This window comes from Streptomyces sp. KPB2, from assembly GCF_003950055.1.
Taxonomy (GTDB): domain Bacteria; phylum Actinomycetota; class Actinomycetes; order Streptomycetales; family Streptomycetaceae; genus Streptomyces; species Streptomyces salinarius.
The window spans coordinates 6,495,962-6,521,200 of the sequence record NZ_CP034353.1 but is presented as its reverse complement, the minus strand read 5'-3'; the positions used below and the strand labels follow the sequence as shown (position 1 = coordinate 6,521,200).

24 protein-coding genes and 1 tRNA gene are annotated in these 25,239 nt (G+C 72.8%); 12 read left to right on the top strand and 13 right to left on the bottom strand.

Annotation, left to right across the window (positions count from 1 at the left end; all coding sequences use genetic code 11):
• The first annotated feature begins 2 nt into the window (after positions 1 to 2).
• Together D1J63_RS29450 and parJ are read left to right on the top strand one after the other, a co-directional pair.
• A complete protein-coding gene (locus D1J63_RS29450) occupies positions 3 to 1,619 on the top strand; it encodes a glycerol-3-phosphate dehydrogenase/oxidase (protein WP_125633036.1) in 1,617 nt (538 codons plus the stop codon).
• Between the two features lie 150 nt (positions 1,620 to 1,769).
• Complete coding sequence (parJ, locus tag D1J63_RS29445; protein ID WP_102932494.1) at positions 1,770 to 2,753, top strand: filament polymerization regulator ParJ; 984 nt, start codon at positions 1,770 to 1,772, stop codon at positions 2,751 to 2,753.
• Between the two features lie 208 nt (positions 2,754 to 2,961).
• Here the strand turns inward: parJ and mshC are convergent, their stop codons facing one another.
• From mshC to D1J63_RS29425, 4 genes are all read right to left on the bottom strand, one after another.
• Complete coding sequence (mshC, locus tag D1J63_RS29440; protein WP_125633033.1) at positions 2,962 to 4,191, bottom strand: cysteine--1-D-myo-inosityl 2-amino-2-deoxy-alpha-D-glucopyranoside ligase; 1,230 nt, start codon at positions 4,189 to 4,191, stop codon at positions 2,962 to 2,964.
• A gap of 102 nt (positions 4,192 to 4,293) precedes the next feature.
• Positions 4,294 to 5,124 carry an SCO1664 family protein gene (locus tag D1J63_RS29435; RefSeq protein WP_164713027.1) on the bottom strand — a complete coding sequence of 277 codons (831 nt, stop codon included), beginning with the start codon at positions 5,122 to 5,124 and terminating at the stop codon, positions 4,294 to 4,296.
• Entirely contained in the window at positions 5,088 to 5,678 is a 591-nt protein-coding gene (locus tag D1J63_RS29430) for a DUF3090 domain-containing protein (RefSeq protein ID WP_030187752.1), read from the bottom strand. The genes D1J63_RS29435 and D1J63_RS29430 overlap by 37 nt, the downstream gene beginning before the upstream one ends.
• Before the next feature lie 82 nt (positions 5,679 to 5,760).
• Positions 5,761 to 6,447, bottom strand: coding sequence for a histidine phosphatase family protein (locus D1J63_RS29425; protein ID WP_102932497.1), 687 nt, complete (start codon positions 6,445 to 6,447; stop codon positions 5,761 to 5,763).
• Positions 6,448 to 6,508: 61 nt separating this feature from the next.
• On the opposite strand from D1J63_RS29425, the gene corA reads away from it, so the two are divergent.
• Positions 6,509 to 7,504 carry a magnesium/cobalt transporter CorA gene (corA, locus tag D1J63_RS29420; RefSeq protein WP_164713026.1) on the top strand — a complete coding sequence of 332 codons (996 nt, stop codon included), beginning with the start codon at positions 6,509 to 6,511 and terminating at the stop codon, positions 7,502 to 7,504.
• An 81-nt stretch (positions 7,505 to 7,585) separates the two neighbouring features.
• Here the strand turns inward: corA and D1J63_RS29415 are convergent, their stop codons facing one another.
• Positions 7,586 to 8,374 carry a ferritin-like domain-containing protein gene (locus D1J63_RS29415; RefSeq protein ID WP_125633027.1) on the bottom strand — a complete coding sequence of 263 codons (789 nt, stop codon included), beginning with the start codon at positions 8,372 to 8,374 and terminating at the stop codon, positions 7,586 to 7,588.
• Positions 8,375 to 8,611: 237 nt separating this feature from the next.
• Positions 8,612 to 9,667: an LLM class F420-dependent oxidoreductase gene (locus D1J63_RS29410; protein WP_125633025.1), complete on the bottom strand. Its 1,056-nt coding sequence runs from the start codon at positions 9,665 to 9,667 to the stop codon at positions 8,612 to 8,614.
• 113 nt (positions 9,668 to 9,780) lie between these two features.
• Here D1J63_RS29410 and D1J63_RS29405 point away from each other — a divergent pair, with 113 nt between their 5' ends.
• Together D1J63_RS29405 and D1J63_RS29400 are read left to right on the top strand one after the other, a co-directional pair.
• Positions 9,781 to 10,767 (top strand): aldo/keto reductase, encoded by a 987-nt coding sequence (locus tag D1J63_RS29405; protein WP_102929952.1) that lies wholly within the window; start codon positions 9,781 to 9,783, stop codon positions 10,765 to 10,767.
• Positions 10,764 to 13,121 (top strand): helix-hairpin-helix domain-containing protein, encoded by a 2,358-nt coding sequence (locus D1J63_RS29400; protein WP_125633023.1) that lies wholly within the window; start codon positions 10,764 to 10,766, stop codon positions 13,119 to 13,121. Before D1J63_RS29405 ends, D1J63_RS29400 begins: the two co-directional genes overlap by 4 nt.
• Before the next feature lie 101 nt (positions 13,122 to 13,222).
• Here D1J63_RS29400 and D1J63_RS29395 read toward each other — a convergent pair whose 3' ends face one another.
• Positions 13,223 to 13,960 (bottom strand): hypothetical protein, encoded by a 738-nt coding sequence (locus D1J63_RS29395; protein ID WP_125633021.1) that lies wholly within the window; start codon positions 13,958 to 13,960, stop codon positions 13,223 to 13,225.
• 47 nt (positions 13,961 to 14,007) lie between these two features.
• Between D1J63_RS29395 and D1J63_RS29390 the strand changes: the two genes are divergently transcribed.
• Positions 14,008 to 14,196, top strand: a complete 189-nt coding sequence (locus D1J63_RS29390; protein ID WP_007388288.1) for a DUF5703 family protein — start codon at positions 14,008 to 14,010, stop codon at positions 14,194 to 14,196.
• Positions 14,197 to 14,292: 96 nt separating this feature from the next.
• Here the strand turns inward: D1J63_RS29390 and D1J63_RS29385 are convergent, their stop codons facing one another.
• The 3 genes from D1J63_RS29385 to D1J63_RS29375 all read right to left on the bottom strand — a co-directional run bounded on the left by D1J63_RS29385 (position 14,293) and on the right by D1J63_RS29375 (position 16,939).
• Positions 14,293 to 15,072 (bottom strand): chaplin, encoded by a 780-nt coding sequence (locus D1J63_RS29385; protein ID WP_125633019.1) that lies wholly within the window; start codon positions 15,070 to 15,072, stop codon positions 14,293 to 14,295.
• 176 nt (positions 15,073 to 15,248) lie between these two features.
• A complete protein-coding gene (chpH, locus tag D1J63_RS29380) occupies positions 15,249 to 15,482 on the bottom strand; it encodes a chaplin ChpH (RefSeq protein ID WP_019325258.1) in 234 nt (77 codons plus the stop codon).
• 131 nt (positions 15,483 to 15,613) lie between these two features.
• The gene (locus D1J63_RS29375; RefSeq protein WP_125633017.1) at positions 15,614 to 16,939 is read right to left on the bottom strand and encodes a M20/M25/M40 family metallo-hydrolase; all 1,326 of its coding nucleotides are present in this window, start codon (positions 16,937 to 16,939) and stop codon (positions 15,614 to 15,616) included.
• Positions 16,940 to 17,099: 160 nt separating this feature from the next.
• Here D1J63_RS29375 and D1J63_RS29370 point away from each other — a divergent pair.
• Both D1J63_RS29370 and D1J63_RS29365 read left to right on the top strand, forming a co-directional pair.
• Positions 17,100 to 17,187 (top strand) — tRNA-Leu (locus D1J63_RS29370).
• Positions 17,188 to 17,259: 72 nt separating this feature from the next.
• Positions 17,260 to 17,634 (top strand): YchJ family metal-binding protein, encoded by a 375-nt coding sequence (locus D1J63_RS29365; protein WP_125633015.1) that lies wholly within the window; start codon positions 17,260 to 17,262, stop codon positions 17,632 to 17,634.
• 29 nt (positions 17,635 to 17,663) lie between these two features.
• Here D1J63_RS29365 and D1J63_RS29360 read toward each other — a convergent pair whose 3' ends face one another.
• The gene (locus D1J63_RS29360) at positions 17,664 to 18,365 is read right to left on the bottom strand and encodes an FCD domain-containing protein (protein WP_102929282.1); all 702 of its coding nucleotides are present in this window, start codon (positions 18,363 to 18,365) and stop codon (positions 17,664 to 17,666) included.
• Positions 18,366 to 18,501: 136 nt separating this feature from the next.
• On the opposite strand from D1J63_RS29360, the gene D1J63_RS29355 reads away from it, so the two are divergent.
• The 4 genes from D1J63_RS29355 to D1J63_RS29340 all read left to right on the top strand — a co-directional run bounded on the left by D1J63_RS29355 (position 18,502) and on the right by D1J63_RS29340 (position 22,381).
• Positions 18,502 to 19,029: a gluconokinase gene (locus D1J63_RS29355; RefSeq protein WP_102929281.1), complete on the top strand. Its 528-nt coding sequence runs from the start codon at positions 18,502 to 18,504 to the stop codon at positions 19,027 to 19,029.
• A 94-nt stretch (positions 19,030 to 19,123) separates the two neighbouring features.
• Positions 19,124 to 20,521, top strand: a complete 1,398-nt coding sequence (locus D1J63_RS29350) for a gluconate:H+ symporter (RefSeq protein ID WP_125633013.1) — start codon at positions 19,124 to 19,126, stop codon at positions 20,519 to 20,521.
• Between the two features lie 40 nt (positions 20,522 to 20,561).
• Positions 20,562 to 21,323, top strand: a complete 762-nt coding sequence (locus tag D1J63_RS29345) for an SDR family oxidoreductase (RefSeq protein ID WP_061445608.1) — start codon at positions 20,562 to 20,564, stop codon at positions 21,321 to 21,323.
• Complete coding sequence (locus tag D1J63_RS29340) at positions 21,320 to 22,381, top strand: L-idonate 5-dehydrogenase (RefSeq protein ID WP_125633011.1); 1,062 nt, start codon at positions 21,320 to 21,322, stop codon at positions 22,379 to 22,381. The genes D1J63_RS29345 and D1J63_RS29340 overlap by 4 nt, the downstream gene beginning before the upstream one ends.
• Before the next feature lie 99 nt (positions 22,382 to 22,480).
• Here the strand turns inward: D1J63_RS29340 and D1J63_RS29335 are convergent, their stop codons facing one another.
• Both D1J63_RS29335 and D1J63_RS29330 read right to left on the bottom strand, forming a co-directional pair.
• A complete protein-coding gene (locus D1J63_RS29335; RefSeq protein WP_125633009.1) occupies positions 22,481 to 24,019 on the bottom strand; it encodes an APC family permease in 1,539 nt (512 codons plus the stop codon).
• A gap of 59 nt (positions 24,020 to 24,078) precedes the next feature.
• Positions 24,079 to 25,026, bottom strand: a complete 948-nt coding sequence (locus D1J63_RS29330) for a hypothetical protein (protein WP_164713025.1) — start codon at positions 25,024 to 25,026, stop codon at positions 24,079 to 24,081.
• Between the last annotated feature and the right edge of the window lie 213 nt (positions 25,027 to 25,239).

The following is a 25,239-nucleotide window of genomic DNA, read 5'->3' as shown; positions in this document are numbered from 1 at the left end:
CCATGACCACGCAGTCCACCCTGCAGTCCGTGCCTGCCCTGGGTACGCACCCGGCCTCCGGCTCGAACCCGAGCCGGGCCGAGACCCGGGAGCAGCTTTCCAAGGCGTCGTACGACCTTCTCGTGATCGGCGGCGGCATCCTGGGCATCTCCACCGCCTGGCACGCCGCGCAGTCCGGCCTCAGGGTGGCCGTGGTCGACGCCGGCGACTTCGCCGGCGCCACCTCCTCCGCCTCCTCCAAGCTGCTCCACGGCGGTCTGCGCTACCTGCAGACCGGCGCGGTGAAGCTGGTGGCGGAGAACCACTTCGAGCGCCGTGCGGTCTCCCGCCAGGTGGCCCCCCACCTGGCGAACCCGCTCACCTTCTACCTCCCCGTGTACAAGGGCGGGCCGCACGGCGCGGCGAAGCTCGGGGCCGGTGTCTTCGCGTACTCGGCGCTGTCTGCGTTCGGCGACGGCGTCGGCCACCTGCTCTCCCCGGCCAAGGCCGCGCAGGACGTGCCCGAGCTGCGCACCGACAACCTCAAGGCCGTGGCCGTGTACGGCGACGACCAGATGAACGACGCCCGCATGGCGCTGATGACCGTCCGCGCGGCGGTCGAGTCCGGCGCGGTGGTCCTCAACCACGCCGAGGTCACGGGACTGCGCTTCACCAACGGCCGGGTGACCGGCGCCGAGCTGAAGGACCGGCTGTCCGGCGACGAGTTCGGGGTGAACGCCCGCCTGGTGCTCAACGCCACCGGCCCGTGGGTCGACCACCTGCGCCGCATGGAGGACCCGAACGCGGCGCCGTCCATCCGCCTGTCCAAGGGCGCGCACCTGGTGCTCAAGCGCACCGCGCCGTGGCGGGCCGCGCTGGCCACCCCGATCGACAAGTACCGGATCACCTTCGCCCTCCCCTGGGAGGACATGCTGCTGCTTGGCACGACCGACGAGGAGTTCGAGGGCGACCCGGCGGACGTCGCGGTCAACGACAAGGACGTGGCCCAGATACTCGACGAGGCCGCGTTCTCCATCCGCGACCAGCAGCTCGACCGGGACCTCATCACATACTCCTTCGCGGGGCTGCGCGTGCTGCCGGGCGGCCCCGGCGACACGGCGAAGGCCAAGCGCGAGACGGTCGTGACCGAGGGCCGCGGCGGCATGCTGTCCGTCGCCGGCGGCAAGTGGACCACCTTCCGCCACATCGGCCGTACGGTGATGAAGAAGCTGGAGGCGCTGCCGGGCCACCCGCTGGGCGACGACTTCGAGCCGATCGCCTCGCTGCCGAAGAAGCTGCCGCTGCCCGGCGTCGCCAACCCGCGCGCGGTGGCCCACCGGCTGCTGGTGGACGGTTCGGCGCCCGGCCCGCGCATGGCCGCCGACACCGCCAAGCACCTGGCCACGCACTACGGTTCGCTCGCCTTCGACATCGCCCGGCTCGCCAACGAGAGCCCGGAGCTGGCGCAGCGTGTCCACCCGGACGCCCCGGAGATCTGGGCGCAGGTCGTGTGGGCCCGCGACAACGAGTGGGCCGAGACGGCGGACGACGTGCTGCGCCGCCGCACCACGCTGACCATCCGCGGCCTGGCCACGGACGAGGTCCGCGCGCAGGTCCAGGAGGTGCTCGACAAGAAGTAGGAGCCCCTTTCAACGACGGGCGGCGGGTGTCCGCACGCCGGGTACGGGGCAGTGATCGGTTCACTGCCCCGTGCAAAGGGGCTGCGGGCGGCCCCTCGGCACGCCGTAAGGTTGGGGGGTACGCGAGGGCACGTCGGAAGGAGGCGCTGGGTGATCGAGCTCGAGGGGGTTCCCGAGCTGGTCGACCCGGTCATGGTGGCCGCGTTCGAGGGCTGGAACGATGCCGGTGACGCCGCCTCCACCGCGGTCGCGCATCTCGACAGGGAGTGGAAGGGCGAGGTGTTCGCGGCGCTGGACGCCGAGGACTACTACGACTTCCAGGTCAACCGTCCCACCGTGTTCATCGAGGACGGCGTCCGCAAGGTCACCTGGCCGACGACGCGGCTCTCGGTGGTCCGGGTCGGCGGCGAGAAACCGCGCGACCTCGTGCTCGTGCGGGGCATCGAGCCGTCCATGCGCTGGCGCTCGTTCTGCAACGAGCTGCTGGGCTTCGCCCACGAGCTGGGTGTCGAGATGGTGGTCGTCCTGGGCGCCCTGCTGGGCGACACGCCGCACACCCGGCCGGTGCCGATCAGCGGGACCACGTCGGACGCCGACCTGGCCCGGCGCATGGACCTGGAGGAGACCAAGTACGAGGGGCCCACGGGCATCGTCGGCATCCTCCAGGAGGCGTGCACGCACGCGGGCGTGCCGGCCGTGTCGCTGTGGGCGGCGGTGCCGCACTACGTGTCGCAGCCGCCGAATCCGAAGGCCACGCTGGCCCTGCTGAACCGGCTGGAGGACCTGATCGGCGTGCGGGTCCCGCTGGGCGAGCTGCCCGAGGACGCGCGGGCCTGGCAGGTGGGCGTGGACCAGCTGGCCGCGGAGGACACCGAGGTCGCCGAGTACGTGCAGTCGCTGGAGGAGGCCCGGGACACGGCGGAGCTGCCGGAGGCGTCGGGCGAGGCGATCGCGCGGGAGTTCGAGCGGTATCTGCGGCGGCGGGACGGGGGCGGGCCGGGAGGGCACGCCACGGCGGACGGGGGCGAGGGCCCGGCCGGCACGCCGTTCCTGCGGGACAATCCGAGTGGGCGGAGCCGGCCGTCTCGGCCGCCGAAGCCGAGTGGGGACGACGAGGAGTCGTCGGAGGACTGAGCCCTGGCGCATTGCTGAGGGGCGCTTCCCTGGTGGGAGCGCCCCTCAGTCGTTTCGGTGCGGGTTACTGCGGGAGATGCGGGCCGGCGCTGGCCGGGCGCCGCCTGCGCCCACCCGTGCCGCCCCAGCGGCACGACTGCCCGCAGCTGGGGCGGGCGGCGTGGCGACTGCCCCAGCTGGGGCGGGCGCGTGGCGGTTGTCCGGAGTTCTACAGCGCTACGCCCAGCAGGGCGTCCACCGCTCGGGAGACCACGCCCGGGGCGCCGATGTCCGTGCCGCCCGACTGCTGCTGGAGGGCTGCCCAGCGGTCGACCGCTTCCAGGGCGGCCGGGGAGTCCAGGTCGTTGGCCAGGGCTTCGCGGATCTCCTCCACCAGGGCCTCGGCGGGCGGGCCGTCGGGGCGGGAGACGGCGGCGCGCCAGCGGTCGAGGCGGGCGAGGGCGTCCTCCAGCACCTGGTCGGTCCACTCCCAGTCGGAGCGGTAGTGGTGGGCGAGGAGCGTGAGCCGGATGGCGGCCGGGTCGACGCCCTCGCGGCGCAACTGGGAGACGAAGACCAGGTTGCCCTTGGACTTGGACATCTTCTCGCCGTCGAGACCGACCATGCCGGCGTGCACGTACGCCTTGGCCATCGGGAACTCGCCGGTGAGGGCCTGGGCGTGCGAGGCGCCCATCTCGTGGTGCGGGAAGGCGAGGTCGGAGCCGCCGCCCTGGACGTCGAAGCCCATGCCGAGGTGGTCGAGGGCGATGGCGACGCACTCGATGTGCCAGCCGGGGCGGCCACGGCCGAGCGTGCCGCCGTCCCAGCTGGGCTCGCCCTCACGCGCTGCCATCCACAGCATCGGGTCGAGCGGGTTCTTCTTGCCGGGCCGGTCGGGGTCGCCGCCGCGCTCGGCGGACAGCAGCCGCATCGCGGAGGCGTCGAGGTGGGAGACGCCGCCGAAGTGCGGGTCCGCCTCCACGGAGAAGTAGACGTCGCCCTCGAGCTCGTAGGCGGCGCCCGCGTCGCGCAGCCGCTCGACGAGCGGGACGATGCCGGGTATGGCTTCGACGGCGCCTATGTAGTGCCGGGGCGGGAGCATCCGCAGCGCCGTCATGTCCTCGCGGAAGAGGGCGGTCTCCTGCTCGGCGAGGGCGGTCCAGTCGACCCCGTCGCGCACGGCCCGCTCCAGGAGCGGATCGTCCACGTCGGTGACGTTCTGGACGTAGTGGACCTGCCGCTTGGTGTCGAGCCACACGCGCTGCACGAGGTCGAACGCGTTGTAGGTCGCCGCGTGCCCCATGTGGGTGGCGTCGTACGGGGTGATGCCGCAGACGTAGATGCGGGCGACGGGACCGGGGTCGAGGGTGACCAGGCCGCCGGTCGCGGTGTCGTGGATCCTCAGGTCGCGGCCCTGACCAGGCAGGGCGGGGACCTCGGAAGCGGGCCAGGCATGCATGTCATGAGCCTAACCGGACGGATGTTCCGTACACGAACCGGACCGGGCCGGATGGCCGGTAAGGCGCTCTTGCGCATCACCGGCCGGCGTGGCATCGGGTCTCTACACCGGGGGCCACGGGATGGCCGGCCACTCGCCGCTCGGTTCCGGGTGCTTTCCGGAGGCCAGCAGGGCGTCGACCCGCGCGCGCGTGGCGTCGAGTTCGGCGCCGGTGATGAGCGCGGCGAGCCGGGTCGCCAGGGTGCCGCCGTCCTTCAGCGCCTGTCTGAGGGCGTCGAGGACCGCCAGGGCCTCCGCGGTGAGCGGGTCGCCCGCCCAGCCCCACAGGAGGGTGCGCAGCTTGTTCTCGGCGTTGAAGGTGACCCCGTGGTCGATGCCGTACAGGCGCTCCCCCGTCGCGGGCAGCAGGTGGCCGCCCTTGCGGTCGGCGTTGTTGATCACGGCGTCGAGCACGGCGAGCCGGCGCAGCCGTTCGTCGTCGGCGTGGACGAGCAGCGCGGTGCGGCCCTCGCCGACCTCGGCCAGGGCGATGCCCTTCCAGCCGGGGCCCGGTTCCTCCTCGTCGACCAGGGCGAGCAGTTCCGTGTCCGGGACGGCCTCGATCCACAGCTGGACCATGCCCTCGCCGTACGGGCCGTCGCGCAGCACGGTGGGCGGGACCAGGCCCCAGCCGGTGGCCTCGGAGACCTCGTAGGCGGCGACCTCGCGCTGGGCGAGGGTGCCGTCGGGGAAGTCCCACAGCGGGCGTTCCCCGGCGACCGGTTTGTAGACGCAGGCCGCCTCGCGTCCCTCGTGCGTCACCGTGCAGTACAGCGCCGCGTTGGACGCGTCACGGATGCGTCCGCGTACGGTCAGTTCGCCCAGGGCGAGCAGTTCGGCCGCCGCCGCGTCGGTGGTCACGCTCCGCGGCGGTATCCGTTCTGGCGCGGACATACGTGTCCTTCCGGGTCGAGCGGGAGGCTGCACAGCGGGCACGGCGGCCGCCCGGCGTTGACGACGTCGAGGGCGCGCTTGGCGAAGGCCCTGGCCTGCGCGCCGGTGAGGCGGACCCGGAGCATCGGCGGGCCGTTCTCCTCGTCCTGGAGGAGCCGTTCCTCGGCCTCCGCCAGGTCCTCCTCGGACTCGGCGTCCAGCTCCACGAGGGCCTGCGCCTCGACGATCATGCGCTGGTCCTCACCGTCCCAGGCCAGCGCCATGGTGCCGACGCGGAACTCCTCCTCGACGGGGGTGTCGAGGGGCGCGGTGTCGGCGGGCCCGGTGGGTGCGGTGGCGGGGACGGCGGTGCTGCCGCCGCTGCGCCGTACGACTTCGTCCAGAAGCTCGTCCATGCGCTCGGCGAGGGCGGCGACCTGGGTCTTCTCCAGGGCCACGCTGGTCACCCGGGAGCCGGCGGAGGCCTGGAGGAAGAACGTACGGCGCCCGGGCAGCCCGACCGTACCGGCCACGAAACGTTCCGGTTGGTCGTAGAGGAACACCTGACGGGACACGTCCTGTCTCCATGGGAGTCGGGGAAAGCGGAAGATCGGGGGCAGTGCTGCCGCGACCGGTTCACCCTACTGCGGCGGACGATCACGGTGCGCCCGCACCACCCCCGACCGGCGCTTCGTCACCGGACGGCTCCTCGCGCGGGGCGAGGGAGGCGAAGTCGCCGGTGTCGCCGAGGCGGACGAGGAACGGGCGCAGCCGGGTGTAGCGGATCGCGGTGACGGAGCAGGGCTCGACGGAGATCCGCTGGAAGAGGTCGAGGTGGAGGCCGAGGGCCTCGGCGACGAGGGACTTGATGATGTCGCCGTGGGAGCACATGAGGTAGACGGCGTCGGGTCCGTGGTCGCGCTCCACGCGCGCGTTCCACTCGCGTACGGCCTCGGCGGCTCGGGTCTGCATGGCGCGCATCGACTCGCCGCCGGGGAAGGCCGCGGCGGAGGGGTGCGCCTGGACGACCTCCATCAGGGGCTCGTCCTTGAGTTCGGCGAGCTTGCGGCCGGACCAGTCGCCGTAGTGGCACTCCCCGATCCGTTCGTCGGTGTGCGCCCGCAGTTCGGGCCGGGCGTCGAGCAGCGGCCGGAGGGTCTCCTGGCAGCGTTGCAGGGGGCTGGTGACGATCTCGGAGAGCGGCAGGCCGGCGAGCCGCCCGGGGAGCGCGGCGGCCTGCGCGGCGCCGCGCTCGTCGAGGGCGACGCCGGGCGTCCAGCCGGCGAGCAGTCCCTCGGTGTTGGCGGTGGAGCGTCCGTGCCTAACCAGGATCAGCGTGGGCATGCGGCCAGGGTAGGCGTACGGCGCGGCGCAGGGGCGTCCGGGCGAGGGGAGAATGGGTTCGGTGATCGTCGACTGTGCCATCTACCGGGACGGGCACCGCACGGACGGGCCCGACGACCTCTCCGACGCGCTCGGTGCGGCGCGGGGGGCGGGCGGTTTCGTGTGGATCGGGCTGCACGAGCCGACGGCGGAGGAGTTCGACCTGGTCAGCCAGGAGTTCGCGCTGCATCCGCTGGCGGTGGAGGACGCGCTCAAGGCCCATCAGCGGCCCAAGCTGGAGGTGTACGACGACTCGCTCTTCGCCGTCCTGAAGCCGGTGGTGTACGAGCCGGACAGCGACGCGGTCTCCACCGGCGAGCTGATGATCTTCCTGGGCGACGCGTTCGCGGTGGTGGTCCGGCACGGCGAGGGCTCCCCGCTGAAGGCCGTGCGGCAGCGGCTGGAGCACGAGCCGGAACTGCTCGGCAAGGGGCCCACCGCGGTGCTGTACGCGATAGCGGACGCCACCGTCGACCACTACCTGGACGTGGCGGTCGAGCTGCAGACGGACCTGGAGGAGCTGGAGGCGGAGGTCTTCTCGCCGGAGGGCGGCGGCTCCCGGCACACCGCGTCGCGGATCTACACCTTCAAGCGGCAGGTGCTGGAGTTCCGCCGGGCGACGGGCCCGCTCGCGCCGCCGCTGGCCCGGCTGGCCGGTACGGGCGGCTACGGCGGCACGGTGCCGTTCGTGAACGACAAGGCGCGGCCCTTCTTCCGGGACGTGAGCGACCACCTCACGCGCGTGAACGAGTCGGTGGAGAGCCTGGACCGGCTGGTGTCGGACATCCTGTCGGCGCATCTGGCGCAGACGAGCGTCCGGCAGAACGACGACATGCGGAAGATCTCGGCGTGGGCGGCCATGGCGGCGGTTCCCACGATGCTCGCGGGGATCTACGGCATGAACTTCGACCACATGCCGGAGCTGCACTGGGTGTGGGGCTATCCGGCGGTGATCGCGCTGATGGCCGTCCTGGAGGTGCTGCTGTACCGGCAGTTCAAGCGCCGGGGCTGGCTGTAGGGGAGACCGGTGGCCCTCAGGGCTCGGGACTCGGGGCTCGGGACTCGGGGCTCGGGGCTCGGGGCTCGGGGCTCGGGCAGGTCAGGCGACCTCGGGGGCCGCGGTGGCGGGTCCGCCGAGCGCGTCGCGCCGTTCGGGCGCCCGCAGGCTCACCATGCGCCGCCAGCCGGCCGCCCGCTCGGCGGCGTACATGGCGTGGATGCCCGCCGCGAGCAGCGCGGACCTGGCGCGCGACCAGCCGAGGATGCGTCCCATGCGGGCCATCACGGCGAGGCTGACGTCGCGGTGGACGCGGATCTCGGCGTGCGCGCACTCGCGCAGGGTGCGCCGGATGTACGGGCCGTGCCCCGCGGCGGCGTAGCGGAGCAGTTCCTCGTGGGAGTAGGCGAGGTGGTTGTCCTCGTCGGCGGAGATCATCCGGACCGCCCGGCCCAGGTCGGGGTGGTCGGCGAAGTACTTGAGGAGCATCGCCATCTGTTCGGCGGCGCGCTGCTCGGTGACCCTGCTGTGGGCGAGGTAGGTGATGACGTCCCGGACGGTGAGCGGCTGGTCGGCCCTGAGCTTCTCGTGGGCGAGGCCGATGCCGTGCCGCTCCAGGAGCATCGTGTAGTCGGTGTCGGCCGGTACGTCGACGGGTTCGAGGCCGCGCTTCTTCAGCAGGGCGTTGAAGATCCGGCCGTGCTTGTCCTCGTCCGCGCCGTGCCGGGTGATCTTGGGGGCGAGGGCGCGTTCGCTCTCCGGCACCAGCGCGGCGATGCGCGCGTTCTCCCAGCCGCCCTGGGACTCACCGCTGGCCGCGATGGAGCAGAAGAGGCGAAACGCCTCGTCGTTGTCGAGGATCTCCTGGAAAAGGCTCTTGGCCGAAAGCATCGGGGCACCTCTCTGCCGCTGCGTGGGTCCGCAGGTTCCGCACACTCCGCGAAGCCGAGTCAAGTGCGGGCGAGGGGGCACGGCAACAGGTGCGGCGCACGACTGCGCCGAAAGAAGGACGGCCGGACAAGCGCGGGGGCGTAACCCCGCGCGCGTGGGCGCGTTGTTCCTCGTGACGGCCGTGGCGGGGAAGACCCCCGAGCCCCCACCACGGCCGCAGAAACTTTTCCCCCTCCGTTACGCCAGTCCGGCGCGCTCCAGGGCCTCGGTGCCGGCGCGCAGGGCGGCGAGCCGCTCGTCCAGGGTGAAGCCCGCGGGGGCGAGGGTGAGGGTGGTGACGCCGGCCGCGGCGTAGGCCTTCATCCGGTCGGCGATGCGGTCGACGGAGCCGAGCAGCGTCGTCTGGTCGATCAGCTCGTGGGGGACGGCCTCGGCGGCGCCCTGCTTGTCGCCGGACAGGTACTTGTCCTGGATCTCGGCGGCCTCCCGCTCGTACCCCATGCGCTGGGCGAGCTGGTTGTAGAAGTTCTGCTTGCGGCTGCCCATGCCGCCGACGTAGAGCGCGGTGTAGGGGCGGAAGGTGTCGGCGAGGGTGGTGACGTCCTTGTCGTCGCCGAGGGCGAGCGGCAGGGTCGGGCAGACGTCGAAGCCGTCGAGGGTCTTGCCGGCCTTCTCGCGTCCGGCGCGCAGGTGCCTGACGGCGGTCTCCTCCAGGTGGTCGGCGGAGGGGAAGATGAGCAGGGCGCCGTCGGCGATCTCGCCGGTCTGCTCCAGGTTCTTCGGGCCGATGGCGGCGATGTAGAGCGGGATGTGCTCGCGCTGCGGGTGCACGGTCAGCTTGATCGGCTTGCCGGGACCGTCGGGCAGCGGCAGCGTCCAGTGCCGTCCCTCGTAGGACAGTCGCTCCCTGGTCATGGCCTTGCGCACGATCTCGACGTATTCACGCGTGCGGGCGAGCGGCTTGTCGAACTTGACGCCGTACCAGCCCTCGGAGACCTGCGGCCCCGACACGCCGAGGCCGAGGCGGAAGCGGCCCTTGGACAGGGAGTCCAGGGTGGCGGCGGTCATCGCGGTCATGGCGGGCTGGCGGGCGGGGATCTGGAAGATGGCCGAGCCCACGTCGATGCGCTCGGTCTGGGCGGCGACCCAGGTGAGCACAGTGGCAGCGTCGGAGCCGTAGGCCTCTGCGGCCCAGCACACGGCGTATCCGAGCCGGTCGGCCTCCTGGGCAACGGCCAGGTTGTCCGCGTCCATTCCGGCACCCCAGTAGCCGAGGTTGATCCCGAGCTGCATGGCCGATTCCCCTTACCGATCAGTAACGTGGCTGGTGCCCCGACCTTAGCGCGCGGAATTCGGTTGTCCACAGGCCCCCACAGGGCAAGCCGTGGCCAGTAATGTCGGCGTTCATGGAGCAGAGGCATCTCGGCCGCACCGGCCTGCGCGTGTCCCGCATCGGTCTCGGCACCCTGACCTGGGGCCGCGACACGGACGAGCACGACGCCGCGGACCTCTTGAAGACCTTCTGGGAGGCGGGCGGGACGCTCGTCGACACGGCGGACGTGTACGGCGACGGGGAGTCCGAGTACCTGCTCGGGCGTCTGATGGAGGGCCTGGTGCCGCGCCGGGACCTGGTGATCTCGACCAAGGCGGGCAGCGTTCCGGATCCCGACCGCCGGTTCGACGGTTCGCGCGCCCATCTGCTCTCCGCGCTGGACGCCTCCCTGGCCCGCCTGGGCACGGACCACGTCGACGTGTGGCACCTGCACGCCTTCGACCCGCACACGCCGCTGGAGGAGACGCTGCACGCCCTGGACGTGGCGGTGAGCAGCGGCCGGGCGCGCTATGCGGGGGTCTCGAACTTCTGCGGCTGGCAGCTGGCCAAGGCGGCGACCTGGCAGCTGGCGGCGCCGGGGGTCCGCAACCGGGTGGCGAGCACCCAGATGGAGTACTCGCTGCTCCAGCGGGGCGTCGAGCGGGAGGTGCTGCCGGCCGCCCTGGACCTGGGCATCGGGCTGCTCCCCTCGTCCCCGCTGGGCCGCGGGGTGCTCACGGGCAAGTACCGCAAGGACGCCACGCCCACGGACTCGCGGGGCGCCTCGGACCACATGGCCCCGTTCGTCGAGCCCTACCTCGACGACACGGCCGGGCACATCGTGGACGCGGTCGCGACGGCGGCGGACGGGCTCGCGGTGACCCCGCTCCAGGTGGCGCTCGCCTGGGTCCGCGACCGGCCCGGGGTGGTCGCCCCGATCATCGGCCCGCGCACCGCGCAGCAGCTCACGGCGGCGTTGTCAGTGGAGACCCTTAGTCTTCCTGACGAGATCTGCCGGGCGCTCGACGACGTGTCGGCGCCCGTGCACCGCTATCCCGATCACGACTGGAGCACGCTGTGAGCACGGAGCCCGAGCCCGCCTCGAAGGACGCCACGGACACCGTGGACACCGGGCCGGAGACCCCGGGCACGGCGGAGGCGTCCGCGCCCGGGGCCGCCGGCCCGGCCGAGGTGTCCGCGCCGGACGCCGCCGGGCCGGAGACCGCGGCCGGGCCGGACGCCGCGGCCGATGCGGGGGCCGCCTCCGAGGTGCGGCCGGACGAGCCCGCCGGGCAAGGGTCCGATGCCGGGGACGGGGCCGAGGCGGCCGCGCAGGTGTCCGAGGCCGAGGCCGAGCTGGCGGCGCAGCGGGCCGAGCGGGAGCGGATCGAGCGGCGGAAGGCGGAGAAGCAGGGGCCGATCGACGCCGGGGGGAAGCTGAGTGGCACGGCGGCCGATCTGCTCGCCGCAGTACGCGCCGTGGAGAGCGGCGAGAAGCCGGCGGCCCCGGTCTTCGGCGCCCCCGAGCCCGCGCGCCGCCCCGCCCCGGAGTCGGCACGCCGGGCCCGTCCGGAGGCCGCCGCGCCGCCCGCCGCCCACGCCGGGCCCGTCGGTCCCGCGGGTCCGGCGCCGGAGACGGTGCAGTCGGTGCGTCGTGTGCTGGCCGAGGGCGGCGCCCCCGAAGCGCTGGCGCCGCAGACCGCCGCGCTCCTCGGCGAGGGCGCGGCGGACGCGCTGCGCGCCGACCCCTGGCAGTTGCTCCGGGTCGGCGGCGTGCGGCCGGAGCAGGCCGACGGGTTCGCCCGGGCCCTGCTCGGCGCGGAGTGCGGCCCGGACGACGAGCGGCGCGGCCGTGCCGTCACCGTGTGGCTGCTGGAGCAGGCGGCCCTGGCCGGGCACACGGCGCTGGAGCTGCCGCGGCTCACCGCCACGCTGGCCCAGCGGGGCGTTCCGGACCCCGACGCGGCCGTGCAGAGCACGCTCGCCGAGGGCGAGGCCCTCGCCTTCCAGGACGCCCTGGAGGAGTCCGGCGCCCGGCCCGAGCGCGCGGCGGGCGGTGCGGAGGGCGCGTACGCAGAGGGCGCTGAGAGCGGGGAGGGCGAGGAGGGCGAGGAGCGTCCGGTCCGGGTGCTGATCGGTCTCGAGCGGTACGCGCTCGCCGAGGAGAGCCTCGCCGACGGTCTGGCCCGGCTGGTCAACTCGGCGCCCAAACAGGACGGTTCCGCCGCGGACTGGGAGCAGGCCGCCGCCTCCGCACCGGGCTCCGCCGCAGACCTGATCCGTGCCGTCGCGGGCCACGGCCTGGTGCTGCACACCGGCGGCGAGGCGTCCCTGGCCGAGCCCGCCGCCCTGCTGCGCGCGGCGCACGCCCTGGGCCTGCGGGCCTGGGCCGCCGCACCCGGCCCGCTCGGCCGCGACCGCTTCGCCGCCCTGCTGGGCACCCCGTCGTCCGACCCGGCCTCCCCGGGGCCGGCCGCTCCCGCCGTCGTCACCGTGACCGGACTCCTGACCGGCGCGGAGGGGCCGGGGCGGGACGCCGACGGGGCGCTGGACCTCGATCTGCTCGTCGTCCTCGACGCGCCCCAGCTCGACGTCGAGGCGGGCGCCCTGCTCGCGGAGTCATTGCCGGACGGGGCCCGGCTGGTGCTGGCCGGTGACCCGGCGGTGCTCTGGTCCGTGGGCCCCGGCCGGGTCTTCGCGGATCTGCTGGCGGCACGGGTCTGTCCCCAGGTCGCCTCGCGGCTCCCGGACCCCGGCCCCCTCGGCGAACTGGTCTCCGGCATCGGCATCGGCGAGCTGGGCCAGGTGGAGGCGCCCGGCAAGGAGATCGTGATCGTGCCGGTGCGGGACGCGGGAGAGGCCGTGCACCGCACCGTCCAGCTCGTCGCGGACTCGGTGCCGCGCGCGATCGGCGTTCCGGCCGAGGAGACCCAGGTGATCACGCCGGGCCACGGCGGCGCGGCGGGCACGCGCGCGCTCAACGCCGCGCTGAAGGACCGCCTCAACCCCGGCCCCGGCCGCTTCGGAGGCTTCGATCCCGGTGACCGGGTCGTCCACTCCCCCGCGCCGGGCCGGGTGCTGCCGGGCCGGGTGGTGACGGCCGACGCCGACGGGCTGCACCTGTCGTGCGCGGGCGGGACCGTGGTCGTGCCCAGGGACCGGGTGGAAGCGTCCGTGCGGCACGGCTGGGCGCTGACCGCCCACCAGGCGCTGGGCGGCCGCTGGCCCGCCGTGGTCGTGGTCCTGCCCGGCGACGCCGTGCAGGCCCTCAGCCGCCCCTGGATCTACACGGCGTTCGGCCGTGCCGCCCGGCACCTGTCCGTGGTGCACGGCGTGGAGCAGGCCCTTCCCCGCGCCGTGGCGGAGGTCCCGGCCAAGCCGCGCACGACCAGGCTGCCGGTCCTGCTCGCACCCCAGGTCCCGGTCACCGACTGACCAGGCCCGGCCACGGGCGCCGGGCGGCCACGGCACGCAGCCGACACCGTGCCGGGTTCACGGCACGCGGCCTGCCCGGCTCCGTGCTGTGGCTCGGGAACTCAGCGGTCCGCCTCCAGGCGTGCCGGTTCACCGTCCTCGTCCAGGTCCGTGTCGAGGTCCGTGTCGAGATCCTCGTCCAGCTCCGGCAGATCGCCGTCGCCGTCGCCCTCGTCGCCGTCGTCGAGGCCGTCGTCGAACTCCTCGTCGAAGACCGCGCTGACGTCGAAGCGGCAGACCACCCGCTGCGGGTCGACCTGTTCGAACGGGGCCTCCAGCCACTCCCCCGGTTCGGCGCTCTCGTCCGCGGCCGTCACCCAGAGGGTGGAGTCGCCCTCCTCCAGCCCGAACTCCTTGTGCCGGGAGGCGATCTCGTCCGGCTCGAACTCGCCGAACAGGAGGCCGAGCGCCCCGTGCACCGTGTCCGAGGACTCCGCGCCCGGGCCCTCCCCGTCCGCCGCCTCGACCCGTCGGGCCTGGGCCATCAGGCGCTGCGGCTCGGCGACCTCGTAGTCGCGGCGGATCAGGACGCTGAGCGCGCTGGGTTCCTCGGGGCCCGTGTACGGCGGCATCGTGTCCTCGCCGGGGATCTCGAAGGGCGTGACCTCGTCGTACCGGTCGTAGAGCAGTTCGTCGTACGCCTCCGCGGCCGCGGCCAGCTCGTTGAACGCGTCGTAGACGGCCGGGTCTTCCTCTCCCGACCGGCGTTCGACCGCGGCCAGGTGGCGGTCGAGCGCGGTCTTGACCGCCTCGGCGGCGGCGCGTACCTCGGCAGCGGTGGGCTGCGCAGCATCAGACATAGTGCAGACGCTATCCGTACCGGGCCCCAGCCCGCACAATAGATTCGATGCCGGAATACGAATTTGTCGATGTGTACCTACCGCGCGGGGTCACCCGCAAGGAGGCGACACGTCAGCTGACGGACCATGCCGAGTACGGACACTGGGAGTTGTACCGCCTGACCCTGCTGCGTGACGGCAGCCGCAAGGTGCGGTTGCGGCGGCGGATCATCCGCCAAGTGCGCGCCACCTGGTGATCCGGGGCCCGGGCCCGGTCGGGCCCGGGTGACGGAGGCGGACACGGAGCGGGCCCCGCCGATGCGGAGCCCGCTGCGTGTGCCGGTGTGCCCGTCTCACGCCGAGGCGCGTGCCTTGCGGTAGAGCACCGTGCCCGCGAGCAGCGCGCCGGCACCGACCGGCAGGGCGAGGCCCAGCGGCAGGTCGCTGCCGGTCTCGGCGAGCGCCGCGTCGCCTCCCGGCTGGGCGACGTTCTGGGTGCCCGGCTGGTTGTCGTCCGTGGAGTCGCCCGGCGTATCGCCGTCCGAACCGGACGGGTTGTCCGGGGTGTCGGGGTTGCCCGGCTTCTCGGGAGGCGTCTCGTGGTCGCCGGGGGGCGTCGAGTGGTCCTCGCCTCCGCCCCCGTTGTCGCAGTCGTTGCCGAAGGCCGGGTTGAGGGCGCCGATCACGTCGATGCTGTTGCCGCACACGTTCACCGGCACGTCGATCGGCACCTCGACGTGGTTGCCGGAGCCGACGCCCGGCGAGTCCGAGGCGTGGCCGCCCGCGTGAGAGCCGCCGCCGCCGTGCGAGCCGCCGTGCGACCCGTCATGGCTCCCGGAGTCGCCGTATCCGCCGGAGCCGGAGTCGCCGTGTCCTCCGGTGGCACCGCCGCCCTTGTTGGCGCACGAGTTGCCCATCGCCGGGTTGAGGACGCCGACCACGTCCACCGTGTTGCCGCAGACGTTCACCGGCACGTGCACCGGGGCCTGCACCGTGTTGCCGGAGAGCACGCCGGGCGAGCCCGAACTCGCGCCGTGCGCGCCCGAGTCCGCGTGGGCGGTGCCGCCCGCGGCGGCGATCACGCCGGTGGCCGCCGCCATCGTCATCAGGCCCTTGCGGGTGACCTGTCGCATTTCCTGAATCCCTGCCTTGTCTGGTCCCGTGGTACCGAGAATGCGAGCGTGCCGGAATTCCGGCGCTGCCGTCGTCCCCTCGCCTCGAATGTCCCCCGAAAGGCCGTCGGCCCCGGAGCGCATGGCGTGCACTCCGGGGCCGGCGGAATCAGATCCTCACGGGGCGAGGCACAACGTCACTTGTTGACGCAGACGTTGCCGAAGGCGGGGTTCAGCAGACCGATCACGGAGATCGTGTTGCCGCAGACGTTCACCGGGACGTGCACGGGAACCTGAACGACGTTGCCGGAAAGGACGCCGGGCGAGTGCACGGCGGCACCCTGGGCACCGGAGTCGGCGACGGCCATGCCCGCGCCCGCGAGAACCAGACCACCGGTGGCAGCCGCGGCGGCGACGACCTTCTTGAGCATTGTTCCTCCTAGTTGGCAAACGCGATCCCAAAATTGCCGATCGCATCACCTGTAACGAGGAGGGAGTAATGAGGCTACGAGCTTATGAGCGCATTCACTCGTCCCGGTCGCCTCCCGTACACACAGACGATTCAGGAGGCGTCGATGAAGCGGTCGAGCACCCGCACGCCGAACTGAAGTCCGTCGACCGGCACCCGCTCGTCGACGCCGTGGAACATGCCCGCGAAGTCCAGCTCGGGCGGCAGCTTGAGCGGCGCGAAGCCGAAGCCCCGGATGCCCAGGTCGTCGAAGGACTTGGCGTCCGTGCCGCCGGAGAGCATGTAGGGGATCGCCTTCGCGGCCGGGTCCTCGGCCACCAGCGCGGACTGCATCGCGTCGACCAGCGCTCCGTCGAAGGTGGTCTCGACGGCCTTGTTGGCGTGCACGTCCTCGCGCCGCACGTGCGGTCCGAGGATGCGGTCGAGGTCGGCGAGGAACTCCTCCTCGTACCCGGGCAGATAGCGCCCGTCGATGTGTGCGGTGGCCTCGCCCGGGATGACGTTGACCTTGTAACCCGCGCCCAGCTGGGTCGGGTTGGCGGTGTTGCTCAGGGTCGCGCCGATGAGCTTGGCGATGCCGCCGAGCTTGGCGATCGTCCCGTCCATGTCCTCCGGGTCCAGCTCGGTGCCGAGCGCGTCGCCGAGTTCGTCGAGGAAGGCACGGGTGGTCTTGGTGACGCGGACCGGGAACTTGTGCCGGCCCAGACGCGCGACGGCCTCCGACAGTTCGGTGATGGCGTTGTCGCGGTGGATCATCGAACCGTGCCCGGCCGTGCCGGCCACGGTCAGCTTCATCCAGTGGATGCCCTTCTCGGCCGTCTGGATCAGGTACAGGCGGCGCTGCTCGTTCACGGTGAAGGAGAAGCCGCCCACCTCGCTGATCGCCTCGGTGACGCCCTCGAAGAGGTCGGGGTGGTGGTCGACGAGGTGCCGGGCGCCGTAGGTGCCGCCGGCCTCCTCGTCGGCGAGGAACGCGAGCACGATGTCCCGCGGGGGCTTGCGCCCGCTGCGCAGCCGGTCGCGGACGACCGCGAGGGTCATCGCGTCCATGTCCTTCATGTCGACCGCACCGCGCCCCCACACGCAGCCGTCGGCGACCTCCCCGGAGAAGGGGTGGTGGGTCCAGTCGTCCGCGTTGGCCGGGACCACGTCGGTGTGGCCGTGGATGAGCAGCGCGGGCCGGGACGGGTCCTCGCCCTCGATCCGGGCCACCGTGGAGGCGCGTCCGGGGTGGGACTCGAAGATCTTGGGTTCGAGTCCCACCTCGGCGAGCTTCTCGGCGACGTACTCGGCGGCCTTGCGCTCGCCCGGTCCCGAGTGGTCGCCGTAGTTGCTGGTGTCGATCCGGATCAGCTCGCGGCAGAGGTCGACGACCTCGTCCTCGCCGGTGACGCTCCTGGCCGTGCCCGAGTCACTCACGTGGTTCCTCCCGCTGTCACTGCTGATGTCACTGCTGGTGGGTCCCCCTCATCCTCCCCCTGCGGCCGTCCGGGCCCAAGGAGGGGGTGATCGGCCACCCCGGAAAGCCTGGTAATGTTTACGTCGTCGCCAAGGGGAAAACCCGCGCGACAGACACCTTGTCCGGGTGGCGGAATGGCAGACGCGCTAGCTTGAGGTGCTAGTGCCCTTTATCGGGCGTGGGGGTTCAAGTCCCCCCTCGGACACCAGCTGAAACCCCTGCTGAGCAGGGGTTTTCTGCTTTTCCACGACAGTCGCCGCGACCACCTGGAGTTGTCGCCATGACCACCCCTGCCTGCCCCTGCGGACGGTCCGAGCCATACGAGAAGTGCTGCGGCCGTTTCCACGCCGGGGCCGCCGCCGCGCCGACCGCCGAGGCTCTGATGCGCTCCCGTTACAGCGCCTTCGTGAAGGGCGACGCGGGCTATCTGCTGCGCACCTGGCACCCGCGGACCCGGCCCGCGCGGCTCGACCTCGACCCGGGCATGCGGTGGACCGGTCTGGAGATCCTGGAGACGTCCGACGGCTCCGCCTTCCATGCCACCGGGACCGTGACGTTCCGGGCGTCCTACCGCGGCGGCTCGCTGCACGAGCGGAGCCGGTTCGAGCGGGTGGACGGGGCGTGGGTGTACGTGGACGGGGAGTTCCTCGACTGAGGACGCCTCCCGCCCGACGCCGCCGGCGCTCAGGGCGCCAGGATGTCCAGCTCCTGCAACGCACCCTCGGTGATCTCCCGGGTCAGTCGCTCCGCGCGCTCGGCGTCGCGGGCGCGGACCGCCTCGGCGACCTGGACGTGCAGGGTGACGGCGGCCGGGTCGGGGTCCTCGAACATCACGTCGTGGTGCGTGCGGCCGGTCAGGACCTCGGCGACGACGCCTCCGAGGCGGGCGAACATCTCGTTGCCGGAGGCGGTGAGGATGACGCGGTGGAAGGCCACGTCGTGGAAGAGGTACTCCTCCAGCCGGTGACCGCGTGAGTTGGCGACCATGCCGAGCGCGCACTCGGTCAGTTCGGCGCACTGCTCCGACGTGGCGAGCCGGGCCGCCAGTCCCGCCGCGACCGGTTCGACGGCGGACCTGAGCACGGTCAGGGAGCGCAACTGCCGGGGGCGCTCGGAGCCGGCCAGGCGCCAGCGGATGACCTGTGGGTCGTAGACGTTCCACTCGCACTCGGCGAGGACGGTGACGCCCACGCGGCGGCGGGACTCGACGAGGTGCATGGACTCCAGCACCCGGACCGCCTCCCGCATCACGGAGCGCGACACCTCGAAACGCTGGGCGAGCTCGTCCGTGCGCAGCACGCTGCCCGCGGGGTATTCGCCCGCTGTGATCGCGGGGCCGAGGGTGTCCAGTACGCGGCCGTGCAGCCCCCGGCCCGGTGTGCTCATGCACTCAGCGTACGAGGCAGGCCACGGGAACAAAAAGTCAGACTTATATGTCACAGACTCTTGAAGTTGTCGTACTAATGAGTTTCAGTTGCGTCGACATCAGGTGTCGACGAAGACAGCAGACAGCGAGAGTGCGATGCAGCAACTGCACACCCCCCACGTGGTCGTGGTCATGGGCGTCGCGGGCACCGGGAAGACCACCATCGGTCCCCTGCTCGCGGCCCGGCTCGGCGTTCCCTACGCCGAGGGCGACGACTTCCACCCACCGGCCAACATCGCCAAGATGACGGCCGGCACCCCGCTCACCGACGAGGACCGCTGGCCCTGGCTGGACGCCATCGGCGGCTGGGCGCACGGGCGTGCCGGGCTCGGTGGGGTGGTGAGCAGTTCGGCGCTGAAGCGGTCGTACCGCGACCGGCTGCGGGCCGCCGCTCCCGGTGTCGTCTTCGTGCATCTCACGGGCAGCCGTGAGCTGATCGAGGACCGGATGTCGCACCGGCAGGGCCACTTCATGCCGACGGCCCTGCTCGACTCCCAGTTCGCCACGCTCCAGCCGCTGCAGCCGGACGAGGCGGGAGTCGCGGTGGACGTCGCCGGCACCCCCGAGGAGATCACCGGACGGGCGGTCGACGCCCTGAAGGACCTCCCCGAGCCGGTGCAGTAACCCCCCTCACCCCCCACCTCCCCCGGGGTCGTGCCGCCCCCGCGCGCACGGCCCCGAACTCCCCCCGAATCCCCATCACCGCAAGGGAACCACCGTGACCAGACTCAGCGTCGAGATGCTGGCAGCGGACCCCGTCGAGCCGATCACCTCGGCGGGCCACGCCCAGCTGGGCATCGCCGTGCTCCTGGGCATCGCCGTCATCGTCCTGCTCATCACCAAGTTCAAGCTGCACGCCTTCCTGTCGCTGACCATCGGGTCGCTGGCGCTCGGCGCGTTCGCCGGGGCGCCGCTGGACAAGGTCATCACCAGCTTCACCGCCGGGCTCGGCTCCACCGTCGCGGGCGTCGGCGTCCTGATCGCCCTCGGTGCGATCCTCGGCAAGATGCTCGCCGACTCCGGCGGCGCCGACCAGATCGTGGACACCATCCTCGCCAAGGCGACCCCGCGTTCGATGCCGTGGACGATGGTGCTGATCGCCTCGGTCATCGGTCTGCCGCTGTTCTTCGAGGTCGGCATCGTCCTGCTGATCCCGGTCGTCCTCATGGTCGCCAAGCGCGGCAACTACTCGCTGATGCGGATCGGCATCCCGGCGCTGGCCGGTCTGTCCGTGATGCACGGCCTGGTCCCGCCGCACCCCGGTCCGCTGGTCGCCATCGACGCGGTGGACGCCAACCTCGGTGTGACCCTGGCGCTGGGCGTGCTGATCGCGATCCCCACCGTGATCATCGCCGGTCCGGTCTTCTCGAAGTACGCGGCCCGCTGGGTGGACGTCCCGGCCCCCGACCGCATGATCCCGCAGCGCGCCTCCGAGCAGCTGGACAAGCGTCCGAGCTTCGGCGCCACGCTGGCCACGATCCTGCTGCCGGTCGTGCTGATGCTGCTCAAGGCCCTGGTCGACATCATCATCGACGACCCCGAGAACGTGGTGCAGCGCACCTTCGACGTCATCGGCAACCCGCTGATCGCCCTGCTGGTCTCGGTGATCGTCGGCATCTTCACGCTGCTGCGGCCCGCCGGGTTCGGCAAGGACCGTCTCTCCGGCCTGGTCGAGAAGGGGCTGGCGCCCATCGCCGGCATCCTGCTGATCGTCGGCGCGGGCGGCGGCTTCAAGCAGACGCTGATCGACTCCGGCGTGGGCCAGATGGTCCTGGACATCTCCAAGGACTGGTCGATCCCGGCGCTGCTGCTCGCCTGGCTGATCGCGGTGGTGATCCGGCTGGCGACCGGTTCGGCGACGGTGGCGACCGTCTCGGCGGCCGGTCTGGTCGCGCCGCTCGCGGCCGACATGTCGACCACGCACGCCGCCCTGCTGGTCCTGGCCATCGGCGCCGGCTCGCTGTTCTTCAGCCACGTCAACGACGCCGGCTTCTGGCTGGTGAAGGAGTACTTCGGGCTGAACGTCGGCCAGACCATCAAGACCTGGTCCGTCATGGAGACGATCATCTCCGTGGTCGCCGGTGCGCTGGTGCTGCTGTTGTCCCTGGTCATATAGCCGCACCACGCACGGGTCAGAAAGGATCAGGAGTACGACGATGACGGCTCACCCCCTCTTCGACATCGGCGGGCGCACCGCCCTGGTGACCGGCTCCAGCCGGGGCATCGGGCTGGCGCTGGCCCGGGGCCTCGCGGAGGCCGGCTGCCGGGTGGTCCTCAACGGACGCGACGGCGACCGGCTCGCGAAGGCCGCCGCCGGGCTCCCCGGCGAGGTCCACACGGCGGTCTTCGACGTGACCGACGGCCCGTCCGTCACCGCCGGGATCGCCGAGGTCGAGGAGCGGGTGGGCCCGCTCGACATCCTGGTCAACAACGCCGGGATGCAGCTGCGGGCGCCCCTGCTGGAGTTCGCGGACGCCGACTGGCACCGCGTCCTGGACACCAATCTCACCAGCGCCTTCCTGGTGGGCCGGGAGGCGGCGCGCCGGATGACCGAGCGCGGCCACGGCAAGATCGTCAACATCTGCTCGCTGCAGAGCGAGGTGGTCCGCCCGGGCATCGCGCCCTACGCCGCCACCAAGGGCGCGCTCAAGATGCTCACCAAGGGCATGTGCGCCGACTGGGGCCCGTACGGCGTCCAGGTCAACGGGCTCGGCCCCGGCTACATCGAGACCGAGCTGACCCGGCCGCTGGTCGAGGACGAGAAGTTCAGCGCCTGGGTGCGCGGGCGCACTCCGGCGGGCCGGTGGGGCCGTACGGAGGACCTGGTGGGCGGGCTGCTGTTCCTCGCCTCGCCCGCGGCGGACTTCGTCGGCGGACAGATCCTGTACGTCGACGGCGGAATGACGAGCGTCCTGTGAGCGCCGGGGAGGCCTCCGCGCCGGGCTGTGTGATCCACGGTGCGGGCGACCTGCGGGTCGAGGACGTGGCCGTCCCCCGGCCCGGTCCGGGCGAGGCGCTGGTCGCCGTGCGCTACGGCGGCGTCTGCGGCTCCGACCTGCACTACTGGCGGCACGGCGGAGTCGGCGACTTCCGTCTGCGGGAGCCGATGCTGCTCGGGCACGAGGTGGGCGGGACGGTCGTTGCGTACGGCTCCCCGGACACGGCGGGGCCAGCGGCGGGTACGTCCGTCGCCGTGCACCCGGCGACCCCCTGCGGGACGTGTCCGGAGTGCGCGGACGGGCGGCGCAACGTCTGCGGGGACACCCGGTACCTGGGCAGCGCGGCCCGCTTCCCGCACGTCCAGGGCGGCTTCGCGGCGCGGATCGTCGTCCCCGCCGAGCAGTTGCGCGCCCTCCCGGCCGGCCTGGACCCGCGCCGGGGCGCTCTGGCCGAGCCGCTGTCCGTGGCTCTGCACGCCGTGCGCCGGGCCGGGGAGGTGGCCGGGCGGCACGTGCTGGTCACCGGCGCCGGGCCGATCGGCGCCCTGGTGGTCGCGGCGGCGAAGGCGGCGGGCGCGGCCCACGTGACGGTGACGGACCTGCTGCCGGCGGCCCTGGAGTACGCCCGGGCCGCCGGCGCCGACACCCTCGTACGGGCCGACGACCCCGGGGACTGCGGATGGCCGGTGGAGGTGGACACGGCGATCGAGGCGTCCGGTGTGGCCGCGGGCCTCGACACCTGTCTGCGGCTGGTGCGGCGCGGCGGCGTGGTCGTGCAGCTCGGCATGCTGCCGCCGGGGCACAGTCCCTTCGCGGGGAACCTGGTGGTGAGCCGGGAGATCGAGCTGCGCGGGGCGTTCCGCTTCGACGGCGAGTTCGACGACGCGCTGCGCCTGCTCGCGGCCGAGCCCGCGTTCGACGCGCTGGTCAGCGCGGTGGTGCCGGTGCGGGACGCGGCGTCGGCGTTCGAGCTGGCGGCGGACCGGAGCCGGTCCTGCAAGGTGCTGCTGGACTTCGGCGCGGCCCCGGCCGGCTGAGTCGGGCCCACCCCGCGTGCCTCGGGCCCCGGTCGGCCGAGCCGCCGGGGCCCGAGGCATGCTCGGGGGTCCTTCCGTTGTTCGGGGATCCTTCCGTTGTCAGGAGGACGCGGCCTTGTCCAGCTGGAAGGCCTCGTTGCCCTGGCCGATGCGGGCGTGCCGTTCGGGGGCGCGGGAGCGCAGGATCAGACCCTGGACCACTCCGGCGACGGCCGCGAGGCCGATGATGCCGGGCAGCACCCAGCTCAGGGCGGAGCCGGGGCCCGCGCCGACGAGGACGTCGAAGTCCTTGACGGTGTATCCGGCGATCACCAGCAGGGCCAGGCCCGCGACGGTGGAGGTGACCAGGCGTACGCCCTGCGCGCCGGCGGCGCCGCGCCGGACGAAGAAGGCCACCACGGAGAACGAGGCGGCCGCCATCAGCACGATCACGCCGAGGGCACCGATGTTGCCGCCCCAGGTGAACAGGTGGAGCACGGGCTCGGTCGGGTCGCCGTTGGGCTTGTCGTCGGCGACGGCGAAGCCGACGACGACGATCGCGGAGACGGCGGTCTGGAGCAGCGAGCCGGTGCCGGGCGCTCCGCTGCTGCCGCTGGTCCGGCCGAAGGCGGCGGGCAGCAGGCCCTCGCGGCCCATGGCGAAGGCGTACCGGGCGACGACGTTGTGGAAGCTGAGCAGCGCGGCGAACATGCCGGTGACGAACAGGACGTGGAGCACGTCGGTGAAGGTGTCGCCGAGCCGCGACTCGGTCAGGAAGAACAGCAGTCCGGCGCTCTGCTCCTGCGCGGTGCCGACGACTTTGTCGGGTCCGGTGGCCACGGTCAGGGCCCAGCTGCTGAGCGCGAAGAAGACAGCGACCCCTGCGACCGCCAGGAACATGACACGCGGAACGAGCACGTGCGGCCGGCTGGTCTCCTCGGCGTACACCGGCGCCTGCTCGAAGCCGAGGAAGGCGGCGATGCAGAAGCACAGCGCGGTGCCGACCCCGGCGCCGGTCAGCGTGTCCGGGTTGAAGGCGTGCAGCGACAGGCCCTGCGCCCCCGGGTCGGCGACGGCGGCGATGTCGAACACCACCACCAGGACGACCTCGATGAGCAGCAGGACGCCCAGCACGCGCGCGTTGACGTCGATCTTCAGCCAGCCCAGCGCGCCGACCGCGAGGACCGCCAGGAGGGCCGGGATCCACCAGGCCACGTCGAGGTCGGCGTAGGTGGACAGCAGTCCGGAGACCTCGAAGCCGAAGATGCCGTAGATGCCGACCTGGAGGGCGTTGTAGGCGACCAGCGCGACCAGGGCGGCGCCCGCGCCGGCGGTGCCGCCCAGGCCCCGGGAGATGTAGGCGTAGAAGGCGCCCGCGTTGTGCACGTGCCGGCTCATCTCGGCGTATCCGATGCTGAAGAGGATGAGCACGACGCCGAGCACCACGAAGAGGAGTGGCTGTCCGACGATGCCCATGACCGCGAAGGTGGTGGGCATGACGCCCGCGACCACCATCAGCGGGGCGGTGGCGGCGAGCACGGACAGGAGCAGTCCTCCCGTGCCCAGCCGGTCGGCGCGCAGGGCGCGCTCCTCGCCCTTGAAGGTGCTGATGGCGCCACCGCTCGCGGATCTGCTCGTGCTCGAACTGCCCGTGGTCATCGCAGGACGTCCTTCTCTCGTGTTCCTCGTGGGTGATGTGCTTCGGGTTCGTCGGGCGATCAGGTCGTGCCGAGGGCGCCGGCGCGGGCGGCGCGGAAGGCGGAGAGCGGGTCGCGGTCCGGGTACGACCACGGGGCCGGCGTGGCGTGCTCGCCGATGCGGTGGAACAGGGCGGCGGCCTCGGCGCCGCGGCCCTCGCAGGACTTGGCGTGGGCGAGGAAGTTGAGGTCGATCAGCCGGCGCGGGTGGCCGTCCTGCTCCCACTCCAGCCACCAGTCGAAGGCCGCCTTCATCACCAGCCGGGCACGCCGGCCGACCCAGTGCCCCGAGGCCGCCGGGTCGGGGGACTCGTGTCCGGCGGCGGCCAGCACGCGGTAACGCTCGGCGTGCGCGACGACCGGGAGGATGGCCAGCGGGGAGTCGGCGGGTGCCTGCTCGGCGGCCCAGTTGGCGAAGTCGTACACCTCGTGCAGCGGGTCGGGGCCGTCGCCGCCGCGCTCGGCGAGCCGGGCCGCCATCAGGTGGTGGGCGTGGTGGTGGTCGGCGTACCGCCCGCGCACCTCGTCGAAGACGCGGACGACGTCCTCGTCGGCGCCCAGGGAGCGCTCCAGCACGAGCAGCCCGAGCCAGGGCGTGGGGTCGGCCGGGAGGAGGGCGGCGGCGTCCCGGCACGCCTCGCGGACCCGCGCGGGCTTCTCCTTGCCCCGCAGGGCACGGTGGACCAGGGCGTGGGCGAGGAGCACCGAGGCGTCGGCGGAGCCGGGGTCGGCGAGCAGCCACTCGCGGGCCCAGGGGGCGCAGTGGGGCTCCTTGGCCAGGACGGAGACCCGGTGCCCCCGGCGGTCCCAGTCGTCACCCGTGTGGACCAGCAGGGAGCGGACGGACTGCCAGCGTCCCTGGGCCAACGCGGCGCGGGCGGCGATGAGTTCGGCGTCGTCGAGGGCCTCGTCGAAGGCCTGGGCCGCGCGTTTGCGGCCGCGGCCGAGGGGAGGCGGAGGTGGGGACACCGCGGGAAACTTCCTCACGCGACGCGGTAGGTCGTCGTAGCCGGACTGCCATGACCGGATTGCCATGAACTGATCACGCACAGCAAACCGGCAGCCAAGGCTTGACGTCAAGAGGAACCGTGGCGTTACACGCGTCAACTCACGTGACTGGAGGGGAACTTGTGCGACGGCGGGCCACCGTCTCCGTCCCGGAAGCCCGTCGGTGGGCCGCAC

Excerpts from the sequence above, each read along its gene's own strand:
- D1J63_RS29450 (WP_125633036.1), top strand. The coding sequence starts at position 3 with ATGACCACGCAGTCCACCCTGCAGTCCGTGCCTGCCCTGGGTACGCAC.
- mshC (WP_125633033.1), bottom strand. The coding sequence starts at position 4,191 with ATGCATGCCTGGCCCGCTTCCGAGGTCCCCGCCCTGCCTGGTCAGGGC.
- D1J63_RS29435 (WP_164713027.1), bottom strand. The coding sequence starts at position 5,124 with ATGTCCGCGCCAGAACGGATACCGCCGCGGAGCGTGACCACCGACGCG.
- D1J63_RS29425 (WP_102932497.1), bottom strand. The coding sequence starts at position 6,447 with ATGCCCACGCTGATCCTGGTTAGGCACGGACGCTCCACCGCCAACACC.
- D1J63_RS29415 (WP_125633027.1), bottom strand. The coding sequence starts at position 8,374 with ATGCTTTCGGCCAAGAGCCTTTTCCAGGAGATCCTCGACAACGACGAG.
- D1J63_RS29410 (WP_125633025.1), bottom strand. The coding sequence starts at position 9,667 with ATGCAGCTCGGGATCAACCTCGGCTACTGGGGTGCCGGAATGGACGCG.
- D1J63_RS29405 (WP_102929952.1), top strand. The coding sequence starts at position 9,781 with ATGGAGCAGAGGCATCTCGGCCGCACCGGCCTGCGCGTGTCCCGCATC.
- D1J63_RS29395 (WP_125633021.1), bottom strand. The coding sequence starts at position 13,960 with ATGTCTGATGCTGCGCAGCCCACCGCTGCCGAGGTACGCGCCGCCGCC.
- D1J63_RS29390 (WP_007388288.1), top strand. The coding sequence starts at position 14,008 with ATGCCGGAATACGAATTTGTCGATGTGTACCTACCGCGCGGGGTCACC.
- D1J63_RS29385 (WP_125633019.1), bottom strand. The coding sequence starts at position 15,072 with ATGCGACAGGTCACCCGCAAGGGCCTGATGACGATGGCGGCGGCCACC.
- chpH (WP_019325258.1), bottom strand. The coding sequence starts at position 15,482 with ATGCTCAAGAAGGTCGTCGCCGCCGCGGCTGCCACCGGTGGTCTGGTT.
- D1J63_RS29365 (WP_125633015.1), top strand. The coding sequence starts at position 17,260 with ATGACCACCCCTGCCTGCCCCTGCGGACGGTCCGAGCCATACGAGAAG.
- D1J63_RS29360 (WP_102929282.1), bottom strand. The coding sequence starts at position 18,365 with ATGAGCACACCGGGCCGGGGGCTGCACGGCCGCGTACTGGACACCCTC.
- D1J63_RS29355 (WP_102929281.1), top strand. The coding sequence starts at position 18,502 with ATGCAGCAACTGCACACCCCCCACGTGGTCGTGGTCATGGGCGTCGCG.
- D1J63_RS29345 (WP_061445608.1), top strand. The coding sequence starts at position 20,562 with ATGACGGCTCACCCCCTCTTCGACATCGGCGGGCGCACCGCCCTGGTG.
- D1J63_RS29335 (WP_125633009.1), bottom strand. The coding sequence starts at position 24,019 with ATGACCACGGGCAGTTCGAGCACGAGCAGATCCGCGAGCGGTGGCGCC.